General features: G+C 71.5%; 21 protein-coding genes. 11 read left to right on the top strand and 10 right to left on the bottom strand.

Features of this window, described 5'->3' with window-relative positions:
• Window positions 1–50 precede the first annotated feature (50 nt).
• The 3 genes from dnaB (at window position 51) to ACIRQ7_RS36300 (ending at window position 3,056) form a co-directional block, all read left to right on the top strand.
• Entirely contained in the window at window positions 51–1,433 is a 1,383-nt protein-coding gene (gene dnaB / locus ACIRQ7_RS36310) for a replicative DNA helicase (RefSeq protein WP_404266780.1), read from the top strand.
• A gap of 46 nt (window positions 1,434–1,479) precedes the next feature.
• A complete protein-coding gene (locus tag ACIRQ7_RS36305) occupies window positions 1,480–1,818 on the top strand; it encodes a hypothetical protein (protein WP_404266779.1) in 339 nt (112 codons plus the stop codon).
• 1,052 nt (window positions 1,819–2,870) lie between these two features.
• Window positions 2,871–3,056, top strand: a complete 186-nt coding sequence (locus tag ACIRQ7_RS36300; RefSeq protein ID WP_404266778.1) for a hypothetical protein — start codon at window positions 2,871–2,873, stop codon at window positions 3,054–3,056.
• Between the two features lie 75 nt (window positions 3,057–3,131).
• On the opposite strand, the gene ACIRQ7_RS36295 is transcribed toward ACIRQ7_RS36300, so the two are convergent.
• Complete coding sequence (locus ACIRQ7_RS36295) at window positions 3,132–3,494, bottom strand: hypothetical protein (RefSeq protein ID WP_404266777.1); 363 nt, start codon at window positions 3,492–3,494, stop codon at window positions 3,132–3,134.
• An 846-nt stretch (window positions 3,495–4,340) separates the two neighbouring features.
• On the opposite strand from ACIRQ7_RS36295, the gene ACIRQ7_RS36290 reads away from it, so the two are divergent.
• Both ACIRQ7_RS36290 and ACIRQ7_RS36285 read left to right on the top strand, forming a co-directional pair.
• The gene (locus ACIRQ7_RS36290) at window positions 4,341–4,535 is read left to right on the top strand and encodes a hypothetical protein (protein WP_404266776.1); all 195 of its coding nucleotides are present in this window, start codon (window positions 4,341–4,343) and stop codon (window positions 4,533–4,535) included.
• Window positions 4,536–4,839: 304 nt separating this feature from the next.
• A complete protein-coding gene (locus tag ACIRQ7_RS36285; RefSeq protein ID WP_404266775.1) occupies window positions 4,840–5,406 on the top strand; it encodes a hypothetical protein in 567 nt (188 codons plus the stop codon).
• Window positions 5,407–5,547: 141 nt separating this feature from the next.
• Here the strand turns inward: ACIRQ7_RS36285 and ACIRQ7_RS36280 are convergent, their stop codons facing one another.
• The 4 genes from ACIRQ7_RS36280 to ACIRQ7_RS36265 all read right to left on the bottom strand — a co-directional run bounded on the left by ACIRQ7_RS36280 (window position 5,548) and on the right by ACIRQ7_RS36265 (window position 8,606).
• Window positions 5,548–6,822: a hypothetical protein gene (locus ACIRQ7_RS36280; RefSeq protein ID WP_404266774.1), complete on the bottom strand. Its 1,275-nt coding sequence runs from the start codon at window positions 6,820–6,822 to the stop codon at window positions 5,548–5,550.
• Between the two features lie 108 nt (window positions 6,823–6,930).
• Window positions 6,931–7,152, bottom strand: coding sequence for a hypothetical protein (locus tag ACIRQ7_RS36275; protein ID WP_404266773.1), 222 nt, complete (start codon window positions 7,150–7,152; stop codon window positions 6,931–6,933).
• Window positions 7,153–7,269: 117 nt separating this feature from the next.
• Entirely contained in the window at window positions 7,270–7,623 is a 354-nt protein-coding gene (locus ACIRQ7_RS36270; RefSeq protein ID WP_404266772.1) for a hypothetical protein, read from the bottom strand.
• A complete protein-coding gene (locus ACIRQ7_RS36265; RefSeq protein ID WP_404266771.1) occupies window positions 7,620–8,606 on the bottom strand; it encodes a ParA family protein in 987 nt (328 codons plus the stop codon). The genes ACIRQ7_RS36270 and ACIRQ7_RS36265 overlap by 4 nt, the downstream gene beginning before the upstream one ends.
• Window positions 8,607–9,097: 491 nt before the next feature.
• On the opposite strand from ACIRQ7_RS36265, the gene ACIRQ7_RS36260 reads away from it, so the two are divergent.
• The 3 genes from ACIRQ7_RS36260 (at window position 9,098) to ACIRQ7_RS36250 (ending at window position 11,460) form a co-directional block, all read left to right on the top strand.
• Complete coding sequence (locus ACIRQ7_RS36260; RefSeq protein ID WP_404266770.1) at window positions 9,098–10,105, top strand: hypothetical protein; 1,008 nt, start codon at window positions 9,098–9,100, stop codon at window positions 10,103–10,105.
• 213 nt (window positions 10,106–10,318) lie between these two features.
• Entirely contained in the window at window positions 10,319–10,759 is a 441-nt protein-coding gene (locus ACIRQ7_RS36255; protein ID WP_404266769.1) for a hypothetical protein, read from the top strand.
• Window positions 10,760–10,761: 2 nt separating this feature from the next.
• Window positions 10,762–11,460, top strand: a complete 699-nt coding sequence (locus ACIRQ7_RS36250) for a hypothetical protein (RefSeq protein WP_404266768.1) — start codon at window positions 10,762–10,764, stop codon at window positions 11,458–11,460.
• 590 nt (window positions 11,461–12,050) lie between these two features.
• On the opposite strand, the gene ACIRQ7_RS36245 is transcribed toward ACIRQ7_RS36250, so the two are convergent.
• The 3 genes from ACIRQ7_RS36245 to ACIRQ7_RS36235 are packed head-to-tail and all read right to left on the bottom strand — an operon-like array spanning window position 12,051 to window position 14,144.
• Window positions 12,051–12,989 carry a recombinase family protein gene (locus ACIRQ7_RS36245; protein WP_404266767.1) on the bottom strand — a complete coding sequence of 313 codons (939 nt, stop codon included), beginning with the start codon at window positions 12,987–12,989 and terminating at the stop codon, window positions 12,051–12,053.
• Window positions 12,986–13,372 (bottom strand): hypothetical protein, encoded by a 387-nt coding sequence (locus tag ACIRQ7_RS36240; protein ID WP_404266766.1) that lies wholly within the window; start codon window positions 13,370–13,372, stop codon window positions 12,986–12,988. Before ACIRQ7_RS36240 ends, ACIRQ7_RS36245 begins: the two co-directional genes overlap by 4 nt.
• Before the next feature lie 40 nt (window positions 13,373–13,412).
• Window positions 13,413–14,144 (bottom strand): AAA family ATPase, encoded by a 732-nt coding sequence (locus ACIRQ7_RS36235; RefSeq protein ID WP_404266765.1) that lies wholly within the window; start codon window positions 14,142–14,144, stop codon window positions 13,413–13,415.
• Between the two features lie 589 nt (window positions 14,145–14,733).
• Here ACIRQ7_RS36235 and ACIRQ7_RS36230 point away from each other — a divergent pair.
• Window positions 14,734–15,087 (top strand): hypothetical protein, encoded by a 354-nt coding sequence (locus ACIRQ7_RS36230; protein ID WP_404266764.1) that lies wholly within the window; start codon window positions 14,734–14,736, stop codon window positions 15,085–15,087.
• Window positions 15,088–16,798: 1,711 nt separating this feature from the next.
• Here the strand turns inward: ACIRQ7_RS36230 and ACIRQ7_RS36225 are convergent.
• Entirely contained in the window at window positions 16,799–17,200 is a 402-nt protein-coding gene (locus ACIRQ7_RS36225) for a DUF6415 family natural product biosynthesis protein (RefSeq protein WP_404266763.1), read from the bottom strand.
• 198 nt (window positions 17,201–17,398) lie between these two features.
• Here ACIRQ7_RS36225 and ACIRQ7_RS36220 point away from each other — a divergent pair, with 198 nt between their 5' ends.
• Together ACIRQ7_RS36220 and ACIRQ7_RS36215 are read left to right on the top strand one after the other, a co-directional pair.
• A complete protein-coding gene (locus ACIRQ7_RS36220) occupies window positions 17,399–18,442 on the top strand; it encodes a helix-turn-helix domain-containing protein (protein WP_404266762.1) in 1,044 nt (347 codons plus the stop codon).
• Between the two features lie 14 nt (window positions 18,443–18,456).
• Entirely contained in the window at window positions 18,457–19,026 is a 570-nt protein-coding gene (locus ACIRQ7_RS36215; protein ID WP_404266761.1) for an HD family hydrolase, read from the top strand.
• Between the two features lie 138 nt (window positions 19,027–19,164).
• Here ACIRQ7_RS36215 and mobF read toward each other — a convergent pair whose 3' ends face one another.
• Window positions 19,165–23,373, bottom strand: a complete 4,209-nt coding sequence (gene mobF, locus ACIRQ7_RS36210; protein WP_404266760.1) for a MobF family relaxase — start codon at window positions 23,371–23,373, stop codon at window positions 19,165–19,167.
• Window positions 23,374–23,721 lie beyond the last annotated feature (348 nt).

Below are 23,721 nucleotides of genomic sequence, written 5' to 3'. Positions count from 1 at the left end.
GCGACCCGTCGCGATCACCCACATCCGAAGCCACGAACCCAGGAGACCGAATGACCACGGTAGCCAACCCCCGCAACGGCCACCACGACGACGAGCACCCTGGTGACGGCCTGCGGTCCGTCCCGCCCCAGGACCTCGACGCCGAGCAGTCGGTGTTGGGCGGTCAGCTGCTCAGCCGCGACGCCATCGCCGACTTCCTCGGCTCGCCGATGAAGCCCGCGGACTACTACCGACCCGCCCACGAGACGATCCAGGACGCGATCACCAAGATCTACGGCGACGGAGAGCCCGTCGACCCGATCACGGTCGCCGCCGAGCTGACCAAGTCCGGCGACATCGCCCGCGTCGGCGGCGCCAGCTACCTGCACACCCTGGTCCAGGCGGTGCCGTCCGCGGCGAGCGTGGAGTACTACGCCGAGATCGTCCACGACCTGGCAGTGCGCCGTCGCCTCATCGAGGCCGGCACCCGCATCCAGGCGATGGCCTGGTCCGGCGAGGGCGAGGTGGCCCAGGTCTCCGACGCCGCCCAGGCCGAGATCCACGCCGCTACCGAGGTCGCCACGGCCGCCGACCCCAAGCGCCCCGGCGAGGGCAGCATGGCCTCGACGATCGATGAGTTGCAGGCGATCCAGAACCGGGGCGGCGAGCTCACCGGAGTCTCCACCGGCTTCAAGGACCTCGACCAGCTGACCCAGGGCCTCCAGCCGGGCCAGCTGATTGTCATCGCCGCCCGCCCGGCCATGGGCAAGTCGACCCTCGCGCTCGACTTCGCCCGGGCCTGCTCGATCCGGGATGGCCTGCCCAGCGTGTTCTTCTCGCTGGAGATGGGCGTCTCCGAGATCAACATGCGGATGCTGTCCGCCGAGGCCCGCGTCGCCCTGCACCACATGCGCGGCGGCAACCTCACCGAGGAGGACTGGAAGGCGATCGGCCGCAAGATGCCGGCCATCGATGCCGCCCCGCTGTTCCTCGACGACTCCGCCGACCTGACGATGCTCCAGATCCGCTCGAAGTGCCGGCGCCTGCAGCAGAAGCACGGGCTGAACCTGATCGTCGTGGACTACCTCCAGCTCATGGAGTCCGGCAAGCGCGCCGAGAACCGCGTCGTCGAGGTCGGCCAGATCTCCCGGGGCCTGAAGAAGCTGGGCAAGGAACTCGGCGTCCCGGTCGTCGCCCTTTCGCAGCTCAACCGCGGCTCCGAGCAGCGCACCGACAAGCGCCCCCAGGTCTCCGACCTGCGCGAGTCCGGCTCGATCGAGCAGGACGCCGACATGGTGATCCTGCTGCACCGCGAGGACGCGTACGAGAAGGAGTCGCCGCGCGCCGGCGAGGCCGACCTGATCGTGGCCAAGCACCGCAACGGCCCCACAGCCACGATCACGGTCGCGTTCCAGGGCCACTACAGCCGTTTCGTCGACATGGCGCAGACCTGATTTCGCCCAAAATCGAACGAAAATGCGAGTGCGTGAAAGGGGATCGATGACCAGCGCGAGCGAGCGTCACGAGCTGGTGGAGGCGGTGCGGCGGGCCTTCCTGCCGCGTCATGCCTCGCTCTACGTCAGTCCGGACACCGCCTGCTTCCCGCTTGCCGAGGGGCCGGTCGTCGAGGAGTGCCGCTGCCAGCTGCACTTCGGGCACCTGGGCGAGGAGTGGGTGCTCAGCCGCGGCGAGGCAGGCGGCTGGGGGCTGTCCCGGTACGAGGTCGACGGCGGCCGCCACGGAAGCTCCGCCCGGATCGACCTCGGGCCGGTGGCCGGCAGCGCGGACGAGGTCGTCCAGGCCCTCGACGCCGCCCTGCCGCGTGCCCGTCGGGCGTGAGCCCGCGACGCTGTCCGCCGTAGCTGGCAGGCTGCTGCCCGTCTTCGTCACACGAGACCGCCCCCGGCGCACTCCCGCGTCGGGGGCGTCGCACGTGCGGCGCCTGGTGCAACGCGTCGCTGCAACGCGGCGGCGCTGCTGCTGCAACACGTGCTGCAACGCGGCGGGCAGCAGCAGCGCGTTGCAGCGGTGACCTGCTGCTCTGCTGCATCGGGTGCTGCACGGGCAGCGCCGTGTTGCAGCACGGGCGGGCAGGGCCCGGCGACCAAGATCGCAAAAACGGGGGTTAAGGCCGGCCAAGGCCGGCGGCCGCCGCGCCGCTCGGCGCGGACCAGCCATTAACGGGCCCCTGCGCCCCCGACCACACCCCGATGGGCGGCCGCTGCGCCGCCCATCACCCCAGCTCACACCACCTCTCCTCCCCCTCCCGGGACGAACGATCTTGACCCCCGCACGCAGGAAGCGGAGCCGTGACCCCGGCCGGGACTGGCGGAGAGCCGGGAACGGGCAGGTCATGACCGGGACAAGACCGGCGAGTAACGAGCGCAAGGGCCCGTTAATAGCCCTTGGTGAGGGGGCGCGGGCGCGTCACCCTCACGGGTGACGCGCCCGCGCCGTGGGGCGTCCCTGGGAGAGAAAGTGCAGGTCAGTACCCAAAGAGGAGCCCTACGGGCACGACTTCCAAGCCCCATCGGCTCCGCCGATGAACACAGACGCGCTCCGCGCGGCGACTACCAAGAGCACGGCGGAACGTCTGTGAGCGCCCCTGTGCCGCCCTCCGGGGCTGATCGGCACTCCCCGACCCCGGACCGGAATACGGCGCTCCTGGCCCCCGTCACAGCCCGTCTCGGCCCCGTTTCGGTGATCACCCGGCCCCGGCGCCCGTTCAGTCTCTGAACGCCCCGGCTGTTCAGAGACTGAACGGGCGCCGTGTTCAGTCTCTGAACAGCGGAACCTCCGTACGGCCAGCCCGGGCGGGGCCGCCTTAACCCACATTTTTGCGATCTTGGTCGTCGGGCTCTGCCCGGCGCTGAACCGCCCAGCAGTTCGTCGTGTGGGTCCGCGAGGACGACGGCCCCGGCCTCGCCGACCGGCTGCGCGGCCTGCAGCTGCTGCGCGACGCCCACGGCGACACCGCCCCGACCACGGAGGCCGCCGAGGCCCGCGACCAAGCCCTGGCGCTCCTGGCCGAACTGCGCGCCGCCCGCCACGGGCTCCCCGCCGAATCCGCTGGTTAGGGGTGTTGGGTCCAACAGGTCTTACCGGCGCTGACGAGGACCGACTTCCCTGCCGCCCCGTCCTCGAACGGGTGGTTAGTGCTGGTCCACGGGCTGGAGCAGGTACAACGATCCGTCACCCGTGACGTCTTCGCGTACCCGCTTCGCTTGGTGGCGAGCCCTGTACGCCGATTGCCGGCAGGAATGCGAGCAGTAGACCGAGTCACGCCGGTGTCCGTGGCCCAGCGCGAACCGCCGGCCACACGACGGGCAGCGCACGACGTGCTCGGTTTCCCGGCCCATGGTGAACCACAGGCCGATGGCGACGGCCTCGAGGTAGTGCTGGCGCCACCTGCGCTCGGCGGCCTTGCACGCCTGCGAGCAGAAGCGGGCGTCGCTGCGGGCAGTGGCCCTCAGCGGTTTCCAGCAGCGCGCGCACCGGCGCGGCCTTCCGGCCATGTCCCCACCGTACGTCCGGGCCCCGGTGTCCTAGCTCAGACACCAGCCGCAAAGTAGCGGGGCGGATCACGTGCTCGCCGCGACGCCGAGTACGGCTCTGGGGAACATCGGTCCAGCCAGCCGTTGGCGGTGACATCGGCGCTCATCGCCTGACCAGGCAAAATGTCGCATTTGCCAGTTAGGGGTATACTTGAGACAGGCACCTGTCTCCGCGGATAGTCAAGAGCCCACCGGGCGCCTGAGCCAACGATGCGCGGTCTCCACGGCCACGAGTACGACGGCTCAGACCCCGGTACGGGTAACAGCGACCCGCCGGATCAGGTGACAGAGGCAAAGCGACGAGGGGTAAGGCGCGCCGGTTCCCGGCGCTGGCCCGCCATCCGGCTTTCAAGCCGAAGAAGCCCTCAGAGGCGAGCTTCGAAATCAGCCCTTCGGGCGCCAGCACCGAATGTGATGCTGCGCGGCCGTCGCCGGGGGCCCGCAGCAGATGGGCTCCCGATGCGTGCTCTCCTGCCCCACCTTTCCAAGCGCGTTACTGCGGCCCTTGCCGCCCTCATCGGGGGCGGGGCGCTGACAGTATCGGTGTCGTTCGGTTCCGGTTCGTCGGGCTCGGCTGATCCATCGGTCACGGGGAACTGTGCCAACGTGCTCTCCCTCAACTCCTCCTGTACCTCCGGCCCAGGTGTGTCGACGCCGCCCCCGACACATTCCGGGGGCGGAAAGGTCGATCGGGGCAAGCGGGGAGTCACCCCACAGCTCGATTCGGCGGAGGAGATGGGGGTCCCCGCTCAGATCCGTCGTTCCGGGCCCGCGATCGTCTACGGCGCCCCATCGGTACAAGGCGGGGTGAAGTACGTACTTGACCCCGGCCATCCGGTCAAGATCGCTTGCCAGCAGTGGGGCCAGGTGGTGAGGTCCCCCCGCGACGAGAGGCCCAGCGCGCTGTGGGACAAGCTCGCCACCGACGAGTGGGTGCCCGACGTGCTGGTCGACACGAATAGTGACAGCCCTGTGACTCGGTTCTGTGACCGCCCCTCATGATCACGATAGTCGAGCGAGGGAAGGGAGCCCCCTGCCTCGTTCGACCAGTTCAGACGCACCGCCGTGTTCTCGCTGACGCTCGACACGCCGCCTACTTTGCGGCTGAGGTCAGAGATAGGAGTCCGCAGCCGTCCGGCCGGGGCGGGACGTGGCCGGCGGAAAAGTCGCACCGGCCACCAGGTGTGGACGGTCGTTGAACAGCCGGAAAGGTGCCCCTCCGGGGCGCTCGGCGAGACGAGGTGACGTGATGACACCAGCGGTGCCCCCAGAGGTACGGGCCGCGCAACGGCGGATCGTGAGCACGGTGACCGCCTCTGGGGTGTTCAGCGGCGGCGGCCTCGCGCTGTGGCGCGCGGCCGACTGCGGCGAGTGGAAGGCCACCGCCGCGGACATCGCCTCGGACCTGGACGTGCTCCAGGTCCCCCACCAGGTCGTGAGGGCCTTCCGCTACCCGCTCTCCAAGTCGTGGGACAAGCGGCCCCGGCGCGGCGAGGAGGTCCGCATCGCCCGGAAGGATCTGCCGCACCTCCTGCCGTGGATGCCTTCCATACAGCAGTGGATCGACCACATCACCGACGAATGGCCCGGCTTCGCCTTCACGATCTTCGAGCCGCGGGCCGAGGGCATGGCCGTCCTGCAGCTCCCCTTCGCGGCGGACTGGCCCCGCTGGACGCCCAGACAAGCCGCCTCGATGGCCCTGATGTGCGCCGAGTGCGGCCACGACCTGCGCGACCGCCAGAACGGGGACCGGCTGCCGTACAACATCCCGCTGCCCAAGCAGCCCACGAAGCGCCGCCTGGTGTGTGGGCGGTGTTGCAACGACGGCCTGGACGAGCTGGAGCGCCTGGCCGCGCTCGCCGGGGCGCCGTGACCGGCGCCGTCGCCGCGCCCGCGCGCGTTGGACGGTCTCACGAGTTCCACCACGTCCCCTTTTCGCAGGTCAGGGCTGCGCGGTCCGGTCGCACAGCCCTGACCGGTGCAGGCCCTGGCGCAGGGGTTGGGGGCGTTGGGTCTAACGGGTCTGCAGCGGGGCGAGGCGGGCGGCACGGTCCAGGGCGCGCAGCAGCTCGGGCTCCCATCCGGCGCGCGGGGTGTCGTAGGCGAGCAGGCCGGAGCGGGCGAGGACGCCGAGCTGCACCTGGTGCTCGATGCCGAGGCGCCACGCGTCCCGCAGGAGGCGCCGGGCCTGGTCACGGGCCGCGCGGCCGGTCGTCGCGGTGGACCGGGCGTCCGGCAGGGCAGCGAGACGGCGGCCGGCCTGCTCCAGACGTTCCATGAGGTCGGCGGCCCGCTCGGCGTCCGGGCGCGGCGGCGCGTAGCGGACCTCGGGTGCGGTGACGCCGCGGCGCAGCTGCTCCATCCGCTCCGGCAGCGGCGTCCAGCCCTCCGTCCCGGCGAGTTCGGTGTTCACCCGCTCGACCGCCGCGGTGTAGGCGCGCCCGGCGCCGCGCGGCCGCAGGGGAGTGCCCGCCGGCCGGAGCTGCGGGCCGCTCTCCTCGTCGACGGCGCCGGAGTGGTTGCCGCGCACCGATACCCACAGCGCATCCGCGCCGCCGGTGACGTCGACCATCAGCAGACGGCGCACCAGGAACCAGCGCTTCAGCGCGGCCTGGGTGGCCTTGCGCAGCGGGTAGACCTCGATGACCACCGGGTCGCCCGGGCGGGCCTTCTGCGGCCGGCGGATGATGCGGACCTCCTCCAGCGCGGGGGAGAGGTCGTCCAGGCGGATCGCGCACAGCTCCCCGACGCGGCAGCCGGTGTCCAGGGTGACGCTGGCCATCGCGAGCATCCGCACCCAGCGGGGGAAACCATTGGTGAGCAGTCCGCCCTCGGCCGTCCAGTGGGTGCGGCGGCCGATAAGGTCCGCGACGGCCTGCAGGCTGTCGCGCATCCGCTCACGACGCGCGACGTCGACCGGCGGTTTGCGCTGCTGCTCCTCCTGGACCCGGAGGTGGACGACCTCCAGGCCGAGCTGGCGCTGCAGCAGCACCATCACCCCGGAGCGCACATTCGCCGTGGCCTCGGAGGTGGGCCGTGCGGCGCCCAGGGCGCGCAGTTCGCCGGCGAGGGCCAGCCGCTCGTACACGTGGAGCGAGTCGCGGGCGAAGACGTCCGCCAGGTCGTCGCCGACGGTCAGCGGGTGGGAGGGGTGCTGAAGGGCGCGGACCAGCTCACGAGCGTGAGCACGGATCTGCCGCTGCCGGGCCTCGGAGGGCGCTGCCTCACACGCGGCCTCGACCGCCTCCTGGAGCTCGGGCACCTCGTCCAGCACGTCGTGTCTCGTCACGTCCGGACACGGTAGCCACGTCCGGACAGCCGCACGGCACGAACGAAGGAATTAGCCCCATTAGGACCAACAGGCCCAACCTGCACTGACGTGCGCCTACGTCTCGGCTCAAGCGTTGAACCGGTGCGGCTCGCCCCCGCGCCATTCCACCCACTGGGGATCGTCCAGGATCGTCTCCGGGTCGATCACTCCGGCGCCTTCGAGGAACACGACCAGGTCGTGATCGGAGTGGGCCAGGCCGAGGATCTCTTCGCGGCCGTCGCGGCGCACGGTCACCCGCCGGCCGCCCGATGCGCCGGGCCGGTGCACGACGATCGGCGCCTTGCTCATGGCCTCCAGCGTGCGCCACCAGCCTGGAGGGCGCACCCCGCGCCCGGCGCTTCAGAGCTGCCGCAGCAGCGTGGCCCCGCCGAACTCGACGGGGCCACGCAGGGTCAGGAGCGGTGGTCAGCCTACGGGCGGGCCGGTCTTCAACCGTGCGTTCGGACGGGGCGGGTAGGGGCGGCCGTCGCGGTACTGCTCCTCCGCCTCCTCGATGGCGGCCTCGATCGCGGCCTCCACGAACGCGGAGAGCGAGACCGGCGGGATCTCGACCGCCGGGTCGCGCTGCATGCCGACGACCGTGTTCCGCAGCCGGTCCAGCAAGTCGTTGGCGACGTAGGCCGGCACCTTGCTCTTGCCGCCGGGCACCTGCTGCCCACCGATCAGCTTGCCGAGGATGCTGCTGCCGCCGGTCGTCTGGCGGCCGGCCCCGGATCCGCTCGAACCGCCGCTGGGGCCACCGAAGGGCTTCGGGCTCATGCTGCTGCTCCCTTCACGGGCAGGAGGAGACGGGCCAGCTGGTCGTAGTCGCCGGTCGTCGTGGCCTTGGGGTGCAGGGCACGCACCGGCAGCCCGAAGTCGGCGGCCGCGGCGACCTGAACATTGCGGCGGGCCGGAGCGATGATCGCCTCGGGGAAGTCGCGGCGCAGCGCGGCCCCGACGAGACCGGCGTAGTTGCTCTTGTCCCACGACGTCATCACCGCGGCCGCCACCACCAGCTCCGGGTTCTCGTCGTCCTGGACCCTGCGGATCGTCTTGTGCAGATCCGTGAGCGCCTTGCGGTCCAGCGCCCCGACCTTGAGCGGCACGATGACCTGGTCAGCGGCGATGAGGCCGTTGATGCTCAACTTCCCCAGGGCGGGCGGCGCGTCGATGATCGTGATGTCCACCGGCGCCTTGGACTTGCGGATCGCGGTGCGCAGGCTGCCGTCACGCGCGGCCCGCGGGTCGTACTCGGCGGTGCCCAGGTCCTCACCGCTGGGCACGATGTAGAGGCCCTGGACGGACGTCTCGTACGTCGCCTCGTCCAACGGCTGCCGGTCGAAGAGGACGTCGGTCAGGGTGTGGCGGTCGCCCTTGGCGATGCCGTCGAAGCGGGGCAGCAGCCACTCGCCGGACAGGGAGGCTTCCTGCGGGTCCGCGTCGATGAGGCGGACCGTGTAGCCCATGGCCACCCACGCGGCGGCCAGCTCCAGGGACGTCGTGGTCTTGCCCGCGCCGCCCTTCTGGTTGACGCACACGTACGTGCGGTGCCCGCCGGTGAAGGTCGCGGGCACGGTCAGCTCGGGTGGGACGAACAGCTGGGCGCGGAAGTCGCGGTTGTAGTCGAGCTTGGCGAGGGCGGCTTCGACGACTTCCTTCTCGCGCCCCAGCACGTCGATCAGGTCGTCGATGCGCCACTCCCTGACCACGTCCAGGCGGTCAGAGGTCTCGGGCAACGGGCCCAGGACGGTCATGGACATTCGGTGCTCCTCATCGGCCGGCTCCCGGCGCTCCCGTACGGTTCACGCCCCGACCGTATCGCCTGCGGCTGCCCGGGCAGACCCCCCGACCCGCTCCTCCTCAGTTCGAGGAAAACGCAGGACAGACGACGTTCGACCTGTTGGGCCCAATGGATCTAGATCTGTTGGGCCCAACAGGTCTGACCTGCCTGGCCGTCGGGCTGCCGGCCCCCGGCCGACAGCCGGTGACCCCTCACGCGCCTGCGCGCGTAGAGGACTCTCAAAACTCTCGAAATGCGCCGCAACAGCGCGGTGCGCGTCTACCCTTGATGGCGGGTCGACCGGCTGCGGACGGCCCTGGTTCGAGTAGTCCGGCCCGTGACCGGACGGCGAAGACAGCCTGAACCCGCGCAGCGGGGATCGGCAGCGCGAGCAAGTGTCCGCTTCCAGGTTCGCCCGTACGTCAGGCGTGCCCGGGTCACGGGGCCGTGCGCGCAGCGAGGGACAACACCATGGGAGCCAAAAACCAGGCGCTCAAGAACGCCGCCCGCCGGCGGGCCGCCGAGACCGGGCAGTCGTACGAGGCCGCGTTGCAGGACGTGCGCCGCGAGTACGAGCAGGGCCAACTCGGCGCCGACGCTCACCAGGAGCGGATGGGGTTCGACGAGGCCGCCGACGCAAGCGAGTACCGGCCGTCGACCGGCGTTACCGGGTACTTCTTCGCCTGGGGCGCTCAGGAGCTGCTGGGTACCGAGCAGCTGCACCAGCTCGCCGAGCACGCGGAGAAGCACGGGCAGCCCGACGCCTTCGACAAAGTCATCTGTCACCTGTGTGACCGGCCCATCGACGTGACCAGGGAGCCGGAGGTACACGTCGGCCTGGCGCTGCGCGAGGTCCAGCCTCCCGGCGAACCGCGGCCGATGGAGATGCAGTTCCCGGTGTGGACGCACGAGACGTGCGGGCACACCCGCGTGTGGTCCTGGGCGCAGCTGACCCTGGAGCGGCGCCGTCGCGGCCTGCCCGTCGAAACAGCGGACCTCCCGCCCAAGCAGCACCGCCGCGGCGGCCGGACACCCGACGAGGATTACTACGTCTTCACGGTGCCGGAGGACAGCCCGCCTGTGTTCTACCTGCAGTCCGGCGAAGCGCACCGGGCCGGCAACCTAGGGTTCCGCGCCGACCGCCTCTCCGACGGCCTGCCGCCGCTCGACCTGTCCCGGCACGAGCCGCGGTCCCTGCCGGAATGGTCGATCGCCGCGGCGGCGGACCGCACCGGGCTGTCGTACATCGAGCGCCAGGGCACCGGCCGCTGGTACCAGCCGCCCAGCCCCTGGTCGCCGCCCCCGGCCTGGCTGGCCGCTGCGCACTACCACCAGAGCGCCATTTTCCTCACGGCCCCGGCTGACTCGATTCCCACTGCGCAGCTGACGGCGGGCGCCGGGGACCTGTCCGCACTCCTTGCGGTGGGCCGCGGCGACATGCTCTTCGGCGGCCGCATGACCGTCGCCGGCCTCGCCTGACCGCGCCCAATCACGCCTCATTTCCGGTCGCGTTTTTGAAACTTGCCCAGGTCAGGACCACGGCCCTGGTGCCGTCCGGCGCGCACGCACCCGCACCACGGGAGCGCTGTCCGCGCCGGTCGGTGCCGGGGAGGGCGGGGGCCCGGGGGCCGGCCGAAGGCCCCCGGCAGCCACCCGCCTCAGCCCTCTGGTCCCGCCGAAGGAGACCAGCACATGGTGTTCCACCCGAACCCACCTGATGAACCACCAGCACTGATGGAGGCCCTGGCCGTGTGGGGGTGGGCCGTCCAGCACGGCGGTATCCCCCTGGAGTACGCGGCCGCCGTCCTCGCCGACCACAACTGCTACGTGAAGCACTCCGGCGTGCCCGACCCCACCGACTCCGAGCGCTGGATCTGGGCCGCCGAGGATCTGGCCGACTGGGAGACCGTCGTCGCCCGGATGGCCTGGCCCGGTGACGACGCGGTCGACAAGGAGCGCTGGGACCAGCCCGGCGACTGGGCGATGCGCGAGTTCCTGCTGCGCCGCCTCCGTCTGCCCGGCAGCCACGAAAGCACCGACCGTCTGCTGCTGCGCCACTGCGACGAGCAGATCGCCGAGTGCAAACGCCGACTCGCTGACCAGCCCGACACCCGCACCGACGAAGGGAACTGACCATGAGGAACATCGACACCCACGAGTCCGCCACCGAGACGGACACCGCCCACCTGATGTCGGGCAAGCACCTCAGCCTGGACGAACTCGCCACCGAGCTGTCGGCCATCGAACTCCGACTTCGGCAGCTGGCCAGGGCCGCCGAGGTGCCGGCCACCCCGGTGGAGCTCGCGGACGTCATCGACTCCCTGCGCTCCACCGCGTCGACCGTCCGGGAGACCGGCGAGCGGATGGGATTCCTGGCCCGCATCGTCGACGGTGATGTGCCGCTGTCCGTACGGTTCCGCGACTCCGACGACCCGTGGGGCGTGGCCGCGCGTGGCACCGACCGGGCCGGCTTCGGCGGCCCGGCGATCGTGCCGACCGTCTGGCAGCTGCTCAAGCTCGCGCAGGACGCCAAGCGCCCCGGAGTCGGCGAGACCACGACGTTCCCGCAGGCAATGAACGGAATCGGAGTCGGCTGGGAGAGCAAAGCGGCCTCCGCCCGGCGCCGCCGGGAGCGGGACGCCGCAGTGGCCGTCGAGGTCCTGACGCTGATGTGCGAGAAGTGCGGAGCCACCGACGGCGAGCAGTGCAAGACGAAGACGGGCTGGGCGGCCGACAGGGCACACGTCGGCCGCCAGCGGCAGGCTGAGGCGAACGTGGATGAGCGCCTGGGCACCCTCGGGGACAACCCGGTCGCCGTACCTGACGTCCGATAGTCGACTGACAGCCCATCAAGGAAACCGCAGGCAGCGACGCATTGCCCCTGTTAGCCCTAACAGGGGCAACAGGGCCAACACGGAACGTGGGCCGCTGTGTCGCCATTTCCTGACACCACAGGCCCCCTGTGTCGGGACGGGGGCGACACAAGCGCACCGGTCCGGTGCGGGGCTCTCAGCTACCTGAAAGTCGTCGGGCAGTTCGCCAGCCGGCCGCGCCCTTCAGGCTGCGGCCGGGGCACGGACGTCGTACTGGGTCACGGTCCACGCCAGACTGCTCGTCGCGGAGCGGGCCGACGCCAGTCGGCGACGGCCGCCCTGCCCGAAGAAATATCGCCTCCTCCACCTGTCGGGGAGGAGGTGTCAGCGGCTATCCGACGTGGGGTATCCGGGGTGAGCTGCAGGTATTCGACGGACCCCGAATTTGGCCTGGTACCCACGGTGGTACGTACGCCAGTACGCACGGTGGAGCGCACGGTGGGCCCCAGGGTGGTACCCACGGTGGTACCGAAATGCCTGCACGTCAGCCCCGGTCGGACCTGTTAGTACCAATAGGTCCGACCGGGGCTGACTCGTAGGGCCGTGCTTCGTCAGGTGCGGGCGGCGGGCTGCGTCTTCGTGACACGGTCGGAGTGGACCCTGTGGGCCTTGCGACCGGCGGCCGACTGCATCAGCGCGGTCGAGGAGTGCTCGATCATCGCCAGGTGCACGCTGAGCGGTGCGGTGACCCGCACCGAGTAGCCCTGCCCCCGGCGGATCGTCTGCCCGGCAGCGAGCGCCTGGCGGACCGCGTCGTCGACGACGTCGACCAGGTTCTCGGCAACCAGGCCGGGCACGTCGACCACCACGACCGGGTCGGCGGCCACCGCCTGCTCCTGGCCGTCGGCGACGTCGCCCGGGTCGTCGCCGTCGAGCAGCTCGGACAGGTCGTCGGGCACCTCGCGGGCCCCGGCGGTGTCGAGCACCCGACGAACGGTCCTGGGCGCGATCCCGTACTCGCGGGCGAGCGCCTTCACGGCGGCGCCCTCGCGGTACGCCTCCACCAGCTCAACCACCTCGCCCTCGTCGAGCGCGGCCGGACGCCCGAGGGTCTTCCCGGCGGCCTCGGCCGCGGCGACGCCCTCGCGGGTGTTCTCCGAGATCATGTCGCGCTGGAACTCCAGCACGGCCGCGAGCACCGAGACCATCATCTTGGTGCCCGGGTCGTCCGAGGCGAGGTCGATCCCGGCCAGCAGCCCCGACTCCACCCGCAGGTGCAGGCCCCGCCGGATGAGCACCGGCCGCAGGGCGATGATGTCCGCCACCGACCGGAAGAGGCGGGCCGCGTCGGCGATCCGGATGGTGTCGCCCACGGCGGCCTCGTCGAGCAGCCGCTTGAACCCGTCGCGGTAGAGCGACAGGACGCGGCTGGACGTCGCCGGGTCCTCGTAGGCCGGGGCGCCGGCGGCGAGCAGCGCCGCCAGGGCGTGCCGCTGCCGGGCGTCGGTCTGCTTGTCCGTCGAGTGGCGCAGGTACAGGCGGTCGCTCACTCGTCGTCCTCGAAGTCCATGCCCGTGGTGTCCGTGCCCATCGGGGAGACAGCGTTGTGCATCCGCTGGACGGCGGCCGTCAGCGCGGCGGCGGCGGCCACGGCGTCCTCGCGGGCGGCCCGCATCTCCGCGACCTTGGCGTTCGCGCTGCCGCCGCCGTCGACCAGGATGCGGCCCTCCTTGTACATGTCCGTCACGGGCACGGTGGACTGCTCGACGGCCTGGCCCAGCATCTGCACCAGGTACGAGAGGTTCCCGAGCGCGGTGTAGGAGTCGCCGGGGAACTTCCAGTCGGTGCCGACGGAGCGGGAGGTGTGGTTGAAGGCGCGGACGCCCTCGGCGGCGGTGTCCAGGTGACGGGCGGGGTTCTGGCTCTGGCTCACGGTGTTCTCCTCGGTGGTGGTGATCGGTCGGGCGGGATGGTCAGAGGGGCGTGACGATGTCGTGCGCGGCGGTGAATCCCTCGGCGAGCAGGGCCTTGGGTGTGGCCGCGAGCGCGAGGGAGTGCTGCCAGGCGAGGACGTCGGCGGGCACCTGCCGGTTGGCCGGCCTCTCGCGGTTGCGGGCGTGGCAGGTGTCGAGGTGGGGGAGGAAGCGCAGGGCGACGACGGGGCGGCCGTGGCGGCGGGCCCGCTCGACGAGCCCGGCCCGTACGGTCACCTCCACGTTCGTGGAGTCGAGGTAGAGGGTGGTCCCCTCGCTCAGGTGCTTCTCCAGCAGGATGTCCTGCTCGACTACGGCGGCCGGGGTGACGGACTGGTCGCCCGCGTCGCCCCCGATCTGCTCGCGCAGGGAGTCGAGGCAGACCACCGTGACGATCCCGGCCTCGGCCGCGAAGGTGCTCTTGCCCGAGGCGCCGGGGCCGACGGCGACCACGAGCGTGCCGGGCTCCAGGGAGCGCAGCACGTCGGTGCCGGCCGCCGCGCGGTCGTCGGCGGCGATCCACCGGTCCGGGCCGCCCTCGCGGGTGTGCCGCCAGTCCTGCCGGGTGCCGATGATCTGCTCAGCCCAGTCCATCGCCGCCTCGACGTCGCGGTCGAAGTTCTCCGCGAAGCCCTCGTGGCAGTCCAGGAACTGGCCGTCGCGGTTGAGCTGCCAGCCGAAGACGTCGCCGGTGAGGTGCGTCGGGGCGAGGACGTAGCGCGGTAAGGGCATGGGTTCCCCCTCGGTTCGGCCGGGCCGGGGTGGCGTCGGCTTCCGATGAACACCCTAGGGGGGCGAAAAGGGGGGGCGCAAGTACGGAATGGATTCCAATGGATCGCAGCCCGTTCTAGGCCAGGTTTTCACCCGTTTGGGCGATTCATCGGATCGGATCGGCTGCCGGGGGCTAAAACGACCGTTTCCGCCCCCGGCTGCGATTGGATCGAGGGACGCGTTGTGGAACTTATGGGACCGTCCTACACGCGCGGGCGTGAGACCCGGGGCCGGCCGCCAGCTCCACTCCGCCCGGGAGGGCACCCGCGACCCGGCGTCTCCTGCACCCTTTACTTCCGGCGGCGGCGCGGCCCGCGCGGTGGACCGGCCCCCGGCCCGACCTGGGCGAAGAGGCCACCGGCCCCCGACTTTCCTCCACGACCAGCCGGTGGCCCGCCCGGGTCCGTTTCCGCCCCCGCCCCGAATGGATCACGAGTGTGCCAGCACGCCAACACGTCGGCGTGCTGGCGTGCTGGGTAACCGGTGCCCACGGGAGTCCGTCGGCTGCGATGCTCGGCAGACGATCCCCGCCTTCCCCTTGGAGAGCAGCATGGAGCTGAGCGCCACCGGCGAACCCGTCGTGACGCAGGAGGACACCCAAGTGGAGGTCGGCCTCGACCTCCAGGCGGGCACGCTCGTCCTCACCCGGGACGGCAGAGACCTCGTGGCCTACCACGCACTGGTGGAGTTTGCGTCGCCCCGGGAGCGGCCCTGGACGGCGGAGCAGGTCAAGTTCTCGGCTCACGGGCCGGACGGCGCATCCGTGTCGCTGGTCGTGGACCTTCTCAACGAAGCCTGCGACGGGCCCCGGGACGGCATCCCCGAAGTGATCTGGCGGGTGGTGGCTCTCGCCGCGACGTCCGCTGGCGACGTCGGCATCACCTACGCTCCTCCCGCCCCCTGACATCCGGTCACCGAGGCAGGCCCGGCGTGATTCCGAGCCGAAGATCAGAAACCGGCCTCACAGCTCGTCGCCTCCCGGGCGTTCTCCGGCGTCCTGGATGGCGGGGGCAGTACACAGATACACAGGTACACAGGTACACAGAGCAGTTCGCCTACCAGGGAAAACGCGGGGCCGATTACACAGCTGCCGGCACGCTTCCCCGCACCGAGGCCCCTGCGCCAAGCCCTCGGCAACGGCGTTACGAGGGAGGCGCGTGGTACTCGACCGACCACGCAGCCCAGCCCGCATGCCCAAAGGCATGCCCCATCGAGATCAGGGCCCCGCGCGTGACGGCTGCGGGGCCCTGAGTCCGCGGGGGACGCGGTCCTGCTCCTAACGAGCCCTCGACAGGCCGGTTACCCGGAGACGCCGAGCGAGGCCGCGCGGCACGTCTTGTGGGGCGGCATGTGCGGGTCCGTATCCACCAGCGGACGGATGCGGCGTAGGGCGCACAAGCCGTTCCCTCAGGGAACGCACCGTCAGTTCCCTGAGGGAATGCCCGGCCTGTTCCCTCAGGGAACCGGACAGCCGTCTCCCACCCAGGAGACGGCACGCAGATTCGCGGACAGTGCCGAGGGGGCGCTGAGGACTGTCACGGGGCCCCCCGGCCCGGTGTCACGCTCGGGTGTCACGCTCGGGCCTGCAACGGGCTGACCAGGGGAAACGTCCCGCCTGGAGGCATGTCAGAGTGGCCGCCGAGGGCCGTCGGCGCAGATCCTCCGCCCTGCAATCCTCTACGCGCGCCCACGCGTAGAGGTCTCTCAAAACTCGCAAAATCCCCCTTGCACCCATGGGTCTCCCGCTGCTGTCGCCCTCTCATGTCGCCTGTCCAGACTCCGGTCGGCAGTCGGAGTGACCACCAGGAAGCCGTCATACGCCACGCTGGGCGCCTCGCGGATCAATTCCGACCGGGAGGTCACGCGGAGCCCTGGCAAGCCCTCAGAGTGGCGTACAGGGCTTCACGGGCGGAGAGTTCGCCCGTGGCCCCAGGACCCAGGAGACCCAGGAGGGGCAGTTCGACGGGCACCAGGGGAAACGTCGGACCCAGGACCCAGGTAGCTGGGTCCTGGGTCTGGCTCCAAGGGGGGCGCCCCGGCCGGGCGGCCGACCGTTCGCGCGAGCCTCCGGCTACCTCTCGTCGCCAGCCGCTGTGACGCGCGGCCCACGGTCGCCGCGGGCCGGTGCCGGCCCGCAGTCGGCGACTCCCGCCCGTCTCAGGGGGGGGAGGAGATCACCCGCACGTAAGGCACTACCTAGTTACCTACATTGGGGTGCAAGGCCGCCCGCAGCCGGCCGCACACCTGGACACCCCCGCCACGGCCGAAGGCTGGGGCCCTCTCCGCCCGGTTCGCCGACGGACCACGGTCCGCCTCAGGGGGAAGAGGAGATCACCCGCACGTAGGTACTACCTGTAGTACCTACATTGGGGTGCAAGGCCGCCCGCAGTCGGCCGCACACCTGGACACGCCCGCCCCGGCCGAAGGCTGGGGCCGCGCCCGCCCGGGCCGAAGGCCGGGGCGGGCCCGTCGCCACCCCTGAAGGGCCGTAGGCCCGAAGCCTCCGGCCGGAGGCCGGAGCGGCGACCCGGCGTAGCCGGGAAAAACCCGGTTCCAGCGCATTCACACCCGCTTGTGCCATTGCGCGGCATTGATCCAGGGTGCAACCACGGGGTTCACAGGGCGCCCTGACGGGGCGTGGGGGCGACCTCAGCGAGACGGTCCAGGCGTTCGTACAAGGCGCGGACGAGGCGAGCGCGGTTCTGGGCGCAGCGCAGGGTGCCCTCCAGCCGGACGGACAGACGGCGCTCGGCCTCCCCGACGACGACCTCGGCCAGCGCGCGGGCCCCGTGGTCGGCGGGCAGCTGCGCGGTGGCGCGGCGAACGTCGTCGGCCACCGCGCGGGCGGCGCCGGTCAGTTGCAGCGCGATCTGCGCATAGTCCGCCGGCGGCAGGTCCGGGTCGCCGGTCCACGTGAGTACCGCCTTCAGCAGGCACTCGTGGGGTCCGCGGTCGAGGGGAAGTGTCGCTTCGATTCGTCCCTCGGGGTCGTGCAAGACCGTGTGCGTGCTGCTCATCGGGGGGCCTCGCTGGCGTGGGCGTGGGCGCGGACGGAGCGGTCTCGTTCGTCGGGTGTGGACCGCAAGGCGAACGTATGGCGGTCACCAATGCGGTAGGACTGACCGTGAGTACGGGTTTCGGTGCGCAGGGCGACCGGGGAGCAGGCCGGTATGGGCAGGCCGCGACGAACATCAGCAGGTGCCGTCACTGGCTTCGTGCTGCGCCTGGCCCGCGAGTCCATCCCGCGTACGCAGGCCGAGTTGGCGGAGGCCCTGGGCGTGGACGTGGACACGTTGCAGGGCTGGGAGTCCGGGCGGCGGCCACTGGCGAACATGCGGGCCGGGGCGCTGCTGGAGCTCCGTCGGCGACTGCCCGCGCTGGGCGCGGATGCGGCGCTCGTGCAGTGGCTGGAGGCGGCGATGGATGCGGACCGGATCATCGCGGCCGGGCTCGACGGTAAGGCTGGTGGGCCACACCCGCTGGCCGGGTGGGTGCATACGCGGGACACCGCGCACATGCTGGCCTGGGCGCTGAACGGCACCGTTCCGCCGGCGCTTGCCGGGCGGTTACCCCGGCCCCGGCGCGGGCCGGTAGCCGTCGCCCCGAAGCTCGCGGCCGCGGACCGGACGGCGTTCTTCGATCACCTACGAGGCACCACCGAGCGTGTGGTCCTGCAGGGCGAATCGGGGGCGCTGCTGCACCGCCAGGCCCTGTACCTCGCCTCGTACGACCGTGGGCCGGACGCGGCCGCGTGGACCGCCCAGACCCTTCACCGGCGTCGTGACGTCCTCGCCCGGCGCGGCTGGTCGCAACACTGGGCGGAGGCCCGCTCCACCGCCACGGCGCTCGCCCGGCTCGGCGACCCGCAGCCGCTGCTCGACTTCATCGACCGCGCCCTGGCCGACGACGACACCGCCGAGGCCGCGAACCTCAACTACTGGGCCCTGTGGCTCGGTGCTCTGCCGGTGCCGCAGGCCAACGACGCCTTCATGCGCGACCGGAACCTCACCGGCTGGGATCCGGTGACCCTGCTGCGCGGCCTGGCCCGTGGGCTGCACCTGGCACCCGGCTATGTCGACCTCTACACGCATTCGCTGTGGGCTCTGCTCACAGCATTCCCGTGGCTGCCGCAGGCGGCCGGCCAGCTTGCCGGGCCACTGCGCGAGCGGGCCGCCCAGCTCCTGGACGGGGCGGCGCTGTCAGAAAGGTCGCGGCGCGAACTCTCCCACGTCCATTACGTTTTCGATCACACTCGCTGACGACGGAGGACCGCATGGTCGACACCACGAAGGGCACCGCGAGCTTCATCTCCGAGATGGGCGTGCTCAAGCGCGTTGCACGGACCGGCTGGTGGTTCACCGGCAACAAGGCGCCCGAGTCCGTCGCTGAGCACTCCTTCCGGGTGGGGGTGATCGGCTCGGTGCTGGCGATGATGGAGGGCGCCGATGCCTCGCGAGTGGCGCTGATGTGTCTCTTCCACGACTCCCAGGAGACGCGGATCGGGGACATTCCGCACATCGGCCGGAAGTACCTGAAGGCCGTGCCGAACGGTGAGGTGACCGCCGACCAGGTCGCCAACGCCCACCCCGCCGTCCGCACCGGCGTGCAGGGCGCGGTCGACGAGTACGAGGCCGGCGAGAGTCCGGAGGCGGTCGTCGCCCGCGATGCGGACAAGCTGGAGTGCTTGGTGCAGGCCGTCGAGTACCGGGAGCAGGGTTACAGCCTCACCCAGAACTGGATCGACACCTCTCTCGCCTCGTTGAAGACGCCGTCGGCGAAGGCCCTCGCCGACGCCGCCTTGTCGATGTCCTCGCTGGAGTGGCAGAAGAACTTCCTGCCCTGACCCACCGGAACGTGCAGTGGCCCCGGCGAGCGTCGCCGGGGCCACTGCGTTACTGCTCAACTCGCGTTGCCCCCATTAGGACCAACAGGTCTACGCGAACCCGGTATCGGCTCGGAGTGCCGAGACCTTGGTCCCCCGTCAGCGTTTGCGTCCTCGGCCCTGCTGCTGTTCGTGCTGAACGGCGGCGGCCTGGTGCTGGACGTGCTGCCGGCGGTTCTGCCGGACGGCCTCGCTGGCGCGGTAGCCGGCTTCCTGCTCGTGCCGGTCGGCGCTGAGATCCCTGATCTTCTGCCGGTCCGTCTGTTCCTTGCGGACTTCGTCGATGTAGCCGCGGAACTGGGCGGCTTCCCGGGTCGCGGACTGGACTCGGCCGTGGGCGTCGTTGCGGCGGCGCAGGTCGCCGGTGTCGATCGCCTGCGCCCTGTCCGGCAGGGCGGTGCGCAGTTCCCGGAGCCTGGTGGCAAGGTCCTCGACGGTGGCCGGGCGGTTGCCGGTGGCCCCGAGGGCCCGGACGTCCGCGTGCTCGGTCAACGTCTCCCACGCCTCGGCCTGGGCGTCCTCGGCGGCACGCCGGGCGCGCCTCTGCTCGTCTTCGGCCTCGATGCGCTGCTCCAGCAGGTGGCCGGTCGTCTTCTTCACGCCCTTCTTGGTGGAGAAGGACAGGGCGAGCTTGACGTGGCCGGCCTTGCGGGCGGCCGCGGTCTGGTCGTACTGGCTGCGCATCTCCTTGGCCTTCTGCTCGGCCGCCGCGGCGGCGGCCGTCTCTTCACGGGCGCGGGTCAGCAGGGCCTCGGCGGCGGTGAGGGCGACGTCGGCCCGGGCGGCGAACTCGCGGCCGCGGGTGGTGCCGGCCGCCGCGGCGCGCTCCAGGTCCTCGGACCGCTGCCGGTACTCCTCGCGGGCCTCGGCGGCGACGCTCTCCGCCGCCTCGGCGGCCTCCAGGTACCAGGCCAGCCGGGTCCGCAGGTCCTTGTCGGACAGGTCTCCGTACGCCCGCACGTCGGCGGGCGGGATGGTGCGCAGCTCCTGCTCACGGCGGAGGGCGTCGAGCCGGTCCTGCTGTTCCTCGGACATCTGCGGGCCGCCCGCGCCGGTCTCTTCGGTGTCGTACGCGGGCAATTCGACGTCGTCGCGGCGCAGGTCCTGCTCGGCGGCGGCGCGTTCGGCGCGGCGGGCGGCGTCCTCCCACATCTGCCGCTTGACGAAGGTGGACTTCGACCTGGCCGCGCGCACCGTGCGCTCCCGGGCGGCGCTGGCGTTGCGCAGGGCGGCCTCGGCCTCCGCGTGCGCGGTGAGGCGTTCGGTCTGCCGGGGCAGGGCGACCGGTTCGGGGGCGGCGCGCAGTTCGTCGGAGATCATGCCGTCCGGCCGCGACTGCCCGAGGTAGTCGGCGAAGGCGAAGATGCTGCGCTGCAGGAGTTCCGTCTCGGTGCGGGCGGCGCCGAGTTCGCGCTGGGTGCGCTCGTCCTCGACGACGTCCAGCGGGAGCCAGAGGTGGTTGGCCTCCTTGCCGCGGGTGATGCCGGGATAGGTGGCGTAGGCGTTGCAGCCGTGGCCGTACAGCAGCGAGGTGTGGCAGGTCATGCCCTGGCTGGCGGCGACCGTCATCGCGTAGCCGAGGGAGAGGGCTCCGCCCGCGATGGCCTCGGGGTCCATCCACGCGGACACCTCCTTGGTGCCGCTGGGGGAGGCCGGGTCCTTGGCCCGCCAGGTGATCTGGACGCGGTGGTCGTCGGTGATGGCGGTGACCTTGGCCCGGTAGCCGTTGAGGACGTCCGGCTGGCCGGGGTCGCGGCGGGAGCGGTAGTCGTTGACGCGGACGCGGACGACGTCGTTCTCGGCGAGCACCAGGGCGCGGCCGCCGGGCAGAGCGTAGGTGTGCATGGTCTCGCCCAGCTCGCCGTTTTGGCGGCGCATCTCCTGGGCGCCGGCGTTGAGGAGGTCCACGTCGTCGTTGCGCGCGGCCAGGACGGCCAGGTTGTCCGTCAGGTCGAGTTCGTCAGGCCACTGGTCGCGCAGCTTGTCCCAGGCCATCAGCATCTGGGAGCGGGCCTCGTCGGCGGTGGCCGCCGGGTGGACGCGTTCGGCGGCCGCGAGCAGTTCCAGGGCCTTGCGGTGGTCGCCGGTGCGCCAGATCTCCAGCGCGGCCCGCTCGGAGTCGTCGCGCTGGCGCCGGTTCTCCTCGAGGGCGAGGCCGCCGACGAGGCGGTGCACCTCCTCGAACCAGCCGCCGATGCCCACGGCCTGGAGCTGTTTGGGGTCGCCGATGGCGAGGACCTGTGTGCCGGTGCGGGCCGCTTCGGTCAGCAGCTTCGCCGCCGAGCGGTCGTCGGTCATCACGGCCTCGTCGAGGACCAGGACGTCGATGCCGGTCAGTCCCTCGCCGGACTCGATCCGCTTGAGCCAGGAGGCGACGGTGCGCGAGGGGATGGCGGAGGCGTCCTGAAGGCCCTGCGCTCCGACCGCCGACAGGCACGCGCCCGCGTACGTGGTGCCGGTGGCGTCCCACGCGATCCGGCAGGCGTCCATGAGCGTGCTCTTGCCCGCGCCGGCCACGCCGACGACGGTGTCGATGCCGTTCCCGGCGGTCAGCAGCCGGGTGATGACCTCGCGCTGCTGCTCGGACAGGGAGAAGCCCGCGGCGACCGCGAAGACGTCCATGGCGGCGTCGGCCTGGTCGGGCGTCAGGCGGACGGTGTTGTCGCCGAAGCGCGCCTGGGCCTGAGTGACGGCGACGTTCTCGCAGTCCAGGACGTCCTGGGTGGTGTACCGGTCGGTGCTGCTCATCACCGTGGAGCCGAGGTGCGGCAGCGCCACGGCGTAGCCCTCGACGCGCAGGACGTCGTCGACCAGGTGCTGCAGCTCGGCGAGATCGGCGCTGCCGAATCCGTACGGCAGGGCGTTGACGACGGCGGCCATCAGCTCGGCGCGGGTGAAGTCCTTCTTCGACGCGGTGACACCGGTCTCGGGGTCGAACACCACGGCGGCGATGTCACTAGGCGGCGGGATGCGCGGGCCGCCGCCAGGACCGCCGATCCCGGCTCCGCCGTCGGGGCCGGGCGGACCGGGCGCGGCCGCGGCGACCATCGCGTCGACGTCGATGCCCAGGGCCTCGGCGCGCTGCCTCCAGCTCGCGCGCATCCCGTTCGCGTCCGCAGCGTGCTTGGCCCGGCGGGTAGCGGCGGACACCCGCATCTTGTCCTCCAGCGAGGCGTCCTCGCCGGCGGTCTCGTTCACCAATGCGCCGCGCCGGGAGAACGCGTCGCGCAGCTGCTCGGGGATGCCCTCGATCTCCCACGCCCGGGTCGTCTCCGCCTGCACCCGGCGCACCCCGAAGCGTTCGTGTGCGAGCTGCCGGACGCGGCCCTTGAAGACGGCGTCGAGCACGGCGGCGTGCCGGTAGAGGTCCCGTCCGGAGTTGGCTATCGACCTCCACTTACCGTCTTCGCAGAGCGCCATGTTGGCGATGACGACGTGCAGGTGCAGGTGCGGGTCTCCGGGCTGGCCGTCGCCCATCGGGCGTGCGGCGCGGTGCTCGACGCTCCAGCCGAGCAGACCGCCGGTCGCGATCCGTACGGGCTCGCCGTCCTCGCTGCCGACCGCGTAGCCGATCAGTTGCTCCGCCACCCGCAGGGTGTCGTCCTTGGCCTCGTGGACCAGTTCGCGGAACGCGCGCTCGTCCAGGTCCGGCATCAGCGCATCGAGCGTGCTGTCCGACTTGGTCAGGTCGAGGACGAGGTCCCAGCCGCGCACGCGGGAGTCGACGCGCAGGTCCTTGTGCTCCTGCGCGAACGCCACCGCCTCCTCCCCGTACACCGCGGTGAGGTCGATGCCCGCGGCGCGGGCGAGCTTGTGCACGGTGTCGACGTGCAGCCGCTGCGCCTCGCCCTTCCGGTTGACCATGCGCTGCTGCTGCTTGAGCTTGGCCTGCTGCTTCGGCTTGCCCTCCAGCAGGTCGCCCGGCTCGACGCCCTCCTCAGCCGCCTTCGCCTCGATGGCGCGCACGAGCGGAGCGACGGTCAGCGTCGCCTTCTCATCGGCGCGCACGGACGTCTTGGTGGTGATGAGCCGGGCGCCGGTCTGCGGGTGGCAACCCTTCATCAGGCGGCGGGCTGCGGCCTCCCCTTCGGGGGTCATCACGGTGCCGGCCTTGAGGCCGACGGCGTCCAGACCGGAGCCGACCCACACCAGGACACCGTCCGCGTCCGACTCCAGTCGGTAATCGACCTGGTCGTCCTGGCCGACCTCGACCTGGCGGCCGTCCCCGGCGACCACGCCGCATCCCGCCTGGCGGCTGAGCCGGTAGTCCACCTGCTCGTCCGCGTTGATCTCGGTCACCCACGCCATCCGGCGCCCCTCCCCGTGCCGCACCTTGTGCGGTTGTGCAGTCGTTCGTCCTTCCCGGCCTCGGCCGGGGTTCCCCGATAGGGGAACCCCCTTTGTCCATGCCAAGTTTTCGATCACTAACCGGCAGCCAACAACACCACCGACAACACGGACACCACCAAGGCGGCCGTCGACAGTAACCCCAGATCACCGGTCACCCAAGAACACGACAACCGACAGACAACAGACCGGCATCAACCGGACATGCGCGAGGGCGCCCCGGCTCTGCTGCCGGGGCGTCCAGGACTGCCCGCACGCCGAAGCCGCGTCCGCGAGTCGCGGACATCTACCGAGCGGGCGGTTGCGGAC

Origin of the sequence: Streptomyces sp. NPDC101393 (assembly GCF_044767385.1) — a bacterium.
Classification (GTDB): Bacteria; Actinomycetota; Actinomycetes; order Streptomycetales; family Streptomycetaceae; genus Streptomyces.
This window is presented reverse-complemented; position numbering and strand designations above follow the sequence as displayed.